General features: G+C 61.1%; 4 protein-coding genes. All 4 read right to left on the bottom strand.

Annotation, left to right across the window (positions count from 1 at the left end):
- A partial coding sequence (locus tag EN991_RS28400) for a cbb3-type cytochrome c oxidase subunit I (protein WP_206519270.1) occupies positions 1-851 on the bottom strand: 851 nt, incomplete at its 3' end.
- Positions 848-1,819: a cytochrome c oxidase subunit II gene (gene coxB, locus EN991_RS28395; protein WP_348630129.1), complete on the bottom strand. Its 972-nt coding sequence runs from the start codon at positions 1,817-1,819 to the stop codon at positions 848-850. The genes EN991_RS28400 and coxB, both read right to left, overlap by 4 nt.
- 257 nt (positions 1,820-2,076) lie before the next feature.
- Entirely contained in the window at positions 2,077-2,958 is an 882-nt protein-coding gene (locus tag EN991_RS28390; protein ID WP_127369992.1) for a cytochrome c oxidase assembly protein, read from the bottom strand.
- Positions 2,959-3,052: 94 nt separating this feature from the next.
- The coding region (locus EN991_RS28385; protein WP_245461094.1) for a thiamine pyrophosphate-dependent enzyme at positions 3,053-3,437 on the bottom strand (385 nt) is incomplete at its 5' end.

Raw genomic sequence — 3,437 nt, 5'->3', positions numbered from 1 at the left:
ATATAGACCTCGGGATGGCCGAAGAACCAGAACAGATGCTGCCACAGCAGTGCATCGCCGCCTGCTGCGGGGTCGAAAAATTTTGTGCCGACCAGGCGGTCGAGGATCAGCATTGTGCTCGAGACCATCACGGCCGGCATGGCGAACAGGATGACGAAAGCCGTAACGAGGACGGACCAGACATAGAGCGGGATGCGGTCGAGCGACATGCCGGGGGCACGTTGTTTGAAAACTGTCGCGATGATCTCGACCGCTACCGCGAGGGCGGACACTTCGGTGTAGGTCACCATCTGCGCCCAGAAATCGGGGCGCTTGCCGATGCCATATTCGGGTCCGGCGAGCGGCACATAGGAAAACCAGCCGGCATCCGCACCGGTTTCGAAGGCGAAGGCGATCCAGATCATCAGCCCGCCGGAAAGATAGACCCAGTAGCTGAATGCATTGAGCCGCGGAAAGGCGACATTGCGAGTGCCGATCATCAGCGGCACCAGGTAAATGGCGAAAGCTTCCATCACCGGCACGGCAAACAGAAACATCATCGTCGTGCCGTGCATGGTGAACAGCTGGTTGTAGAGATCGGGACCGATATGGCCGGCCTCAGGCTGGGCAAGCTGGAAGCGCATGGCGAGCGCTGACAGACCCGCAAGGATGAGAAACAGGAAAGCCGTCACGATATAGCGCCGTCCGATCAGCTTGTGATCGACCGTGACCAGCCAGCCGTAGAAGCCTTTCGGCGTTCGCCAGGCATGCGCCAGAAAGGCGCGCAGTCTCACCTCTTCGAGACCGGTGTCACGGATGCCTTTCAGGGCCTCCTGAGTGTGCTCGGCCAGCTTTCCCGCAAGGCCACTCATTCGAGGCTTCCGAGATAGGTGACGACCGCGTTGAGATCGTCGGCGCTAAGGGCAATGCGCGGCATCTTGGCGCCGGGCTTTATCGACTGTGGATCGGCGATCCAAGCGGCGAGCGCGCCAGGGGTCATGGCGAGCGTATCCGCGGCCAGTGCGCGTCGGCTGGCGAGATGAGTTAGGTCAGGTCCCACCGTTCCGCTGGCAGGCGTGCCTCTTATCGTGTGGCAGAGCGCACAGCCGGTGGACAGAAATGCCTGTTGGCCGCGGCGCTCTTCGTCGCCGCCAGGCGCGGATGCGACGGCGTTTTGCCTGGATTGCCATGCTTCGAACGCTTCGCGGCTTTCCGCGATGACGGTGATGGCCATATGGGCGTGCTGATAGCCGCAGAATTCGGCACACTGGCCACGATAGATGCCGGGCTTATCGGCGACGAGTGTGAGCTCACTCGGCCGGCCCGGAATGAGATCGCGCTTGCCGGCAAGATTCGGCACCCAGAAGCTATGAATGACATCGAGCGAATCGAGTTCGACCTTGACCGGTTCGCCAACCGGGACATGGATTTCATTTGCCGTGACGATCGATTGGGACCGATCATCTCCGGGATACCGGACCTCCCACCACCATTGGTGCCCGGTGATGCGCACGGCAAGCGTTTCCGTTCCGCTCAGCGAAGCAATGGATTTGCCGGCGAAAAAACTCGCTATCGTCATCATGACGAGCACCAGAACGGTCAACGCAATGGCGCTGCCGACAACGCGAGCAAATCGGCGCTCCTGACGAGAATCGATCTCGAGCGGCGAGCGCGTTGTCTCGGACAGGCGACGACGCAAAAGCGCTGCCGCCAGGATCAACATGACAAGCAGCCACGTGGCCACTGCGATTGCGCTGAAAGACCAGATCAGATCAAGGATTCTCCGGGCATTCGCACCGTGTGCATGGAGGGCCGATTGCTTGTCGCCGCATCCTGCCAAGGCCAATATCGGCGCTGCGCTGATCGCCCTCAAACGCCGTTGCGCGGCCGTTCCCTGAACGGTGCCAGGCAAGATTTGCCTAGGACATGTGGGGGCAAGCGACATTCGCGGTCGTGTCAGCCTGCGAGAGCTGGCCAACGGACTCATGCACCTCGCCATGAAGGATCCACCATCGTTGCCAAGGCCATAACGCGGCTGACTGAAAAAGGATGCTTGGCAACACCCCCCGGCTGAAAACCGACGCGAAGCGGTGCGGGTTAGACGATGCGCAACTGCTGGAAAGCCTGTTGCCGCCGACCGCTCGTTTGAATCCAGAGAGCGACCAGGAGCAGTGCGGCCCCGCCATAGATCAGGCCGGCGGGAATCCACATGATCAAGCCTGCAAGTTGCTGGTCCTCGAGCGGGTTGAGCCCCCATAAATCCGAGCCGATCGCATTATCCGGATACCACAGCCTGGGCGAGACGACGAGCAACACCCCGAGCAGCCCGGTGTGGAGGGAGGTGAAGAAAAGATGCATCACGGCATTGCCGCAAGCCTGCTCGCGGCCAAGGCGAGGCAGCAGCACCCACCAGAACAAAAGCCCGCTACCGAGGAAACTCGCGTGCTGGGCATAATGCAGGAAGCCCTGCTGGAGGGCAGCCTCGAACAGCGCCGGGACATGCCAGATCCATATCGCGGCTCCGTGCAGGACGGTCGCGACCACAGGACGGCTGATGAACGCCCAGACCGCCCGAAGCGCATTTGCATGTCCGGCCGCTCCGAATATCTGGCGCAGCTGTACCGGCAGGGCCCACATCATCGCCGCCGTCGGGCGGGAGGCAACCAGCAGAGGCGCTGCGACCGCCATCAGCAATTCGTGCTCGATCATGTGCGCCGCAAACACATGTTCGCCCAATGCATGGATCGGGCTTACAAGGGCGAACGCCAGGACGGACCAGCCGGCAGCAAACAGCAAGGCCTGCCGCGATCGCAAGCGACGTCCACGTCCGCTCCGTCGCCACAGCCGGCCAGCGCCGGCAACATACAGCAAAAGGATTGCCGCCAGTGGCAATGTGATGGGTAGCGCCAGAGTCCAACCAGCCTGCGGAGCGCCGTTGCCATAGCAAATCGAGGTCGAAAAGAGCGCGTCGAAGCTCATGATCCGCATCCGTCATCCGGAAGAGCGCGGGTTCATCTGGAAAGATTCAGAATGAAGCCACTGAGGCGCGCTGTTCCACCTCCCTGCGCCGCCTCTAGGCATCCATCATCGATTTCGCCGGCTCACGGGCGATATTTTCTTCTATGCGTTCGTGTCCCGGCGTCCGCGGCAGGGCCTGGCGGAAGTTCTTGGCGTAGTCTGCCGGCATTTTGGGCGGCATCAGCGGCTCATAGGCATCTACCAGCGCTTCGATCACGACAGGGCCTTGCGTGGCGAAAGCCTGGTCGAGAACCGTCTCGATCTGATCGGCCCGCTCGATGCGAAAACCCTTTGCGCCCATTGCTTCTGCCGCCTTGGCAAAATCGATCGGCTGCAATTCGCAACCGAATTGCGGGTTGCCCAGAAACATCATCTGCTCCCAGGCGATCTGATTGAGCATGTTGTTCTTGATCACCAGAACCTTGAGCGGGATCTTGTAG

The sequence above is a fragment of the Mesorhizobium sp. M7A.F.Ca.US.005.03.2.1 genome, from assembly GCF_003997795.1.
GTDB lineage: Bacteria > Pseudomonadota > Alphaproteobacteria > Rhizobiales > Rhizobiaceae > Mesorhizobium > Mesorhizobium ciceri.
Note: the sequence above shows the minus strand (reverse complement) of the source record. Positions and strands in the feature narration are given on the sequence as shown.

Coding starts and splice junctions, on each gene's coding strand:
- EN991_RS28390 (WP_127369992.1), bottom strand. CDS start 2,958: ATGAGCTTCGACGCGCTCTTTTCGACCTCGATTTGCTATGGCAACGGC.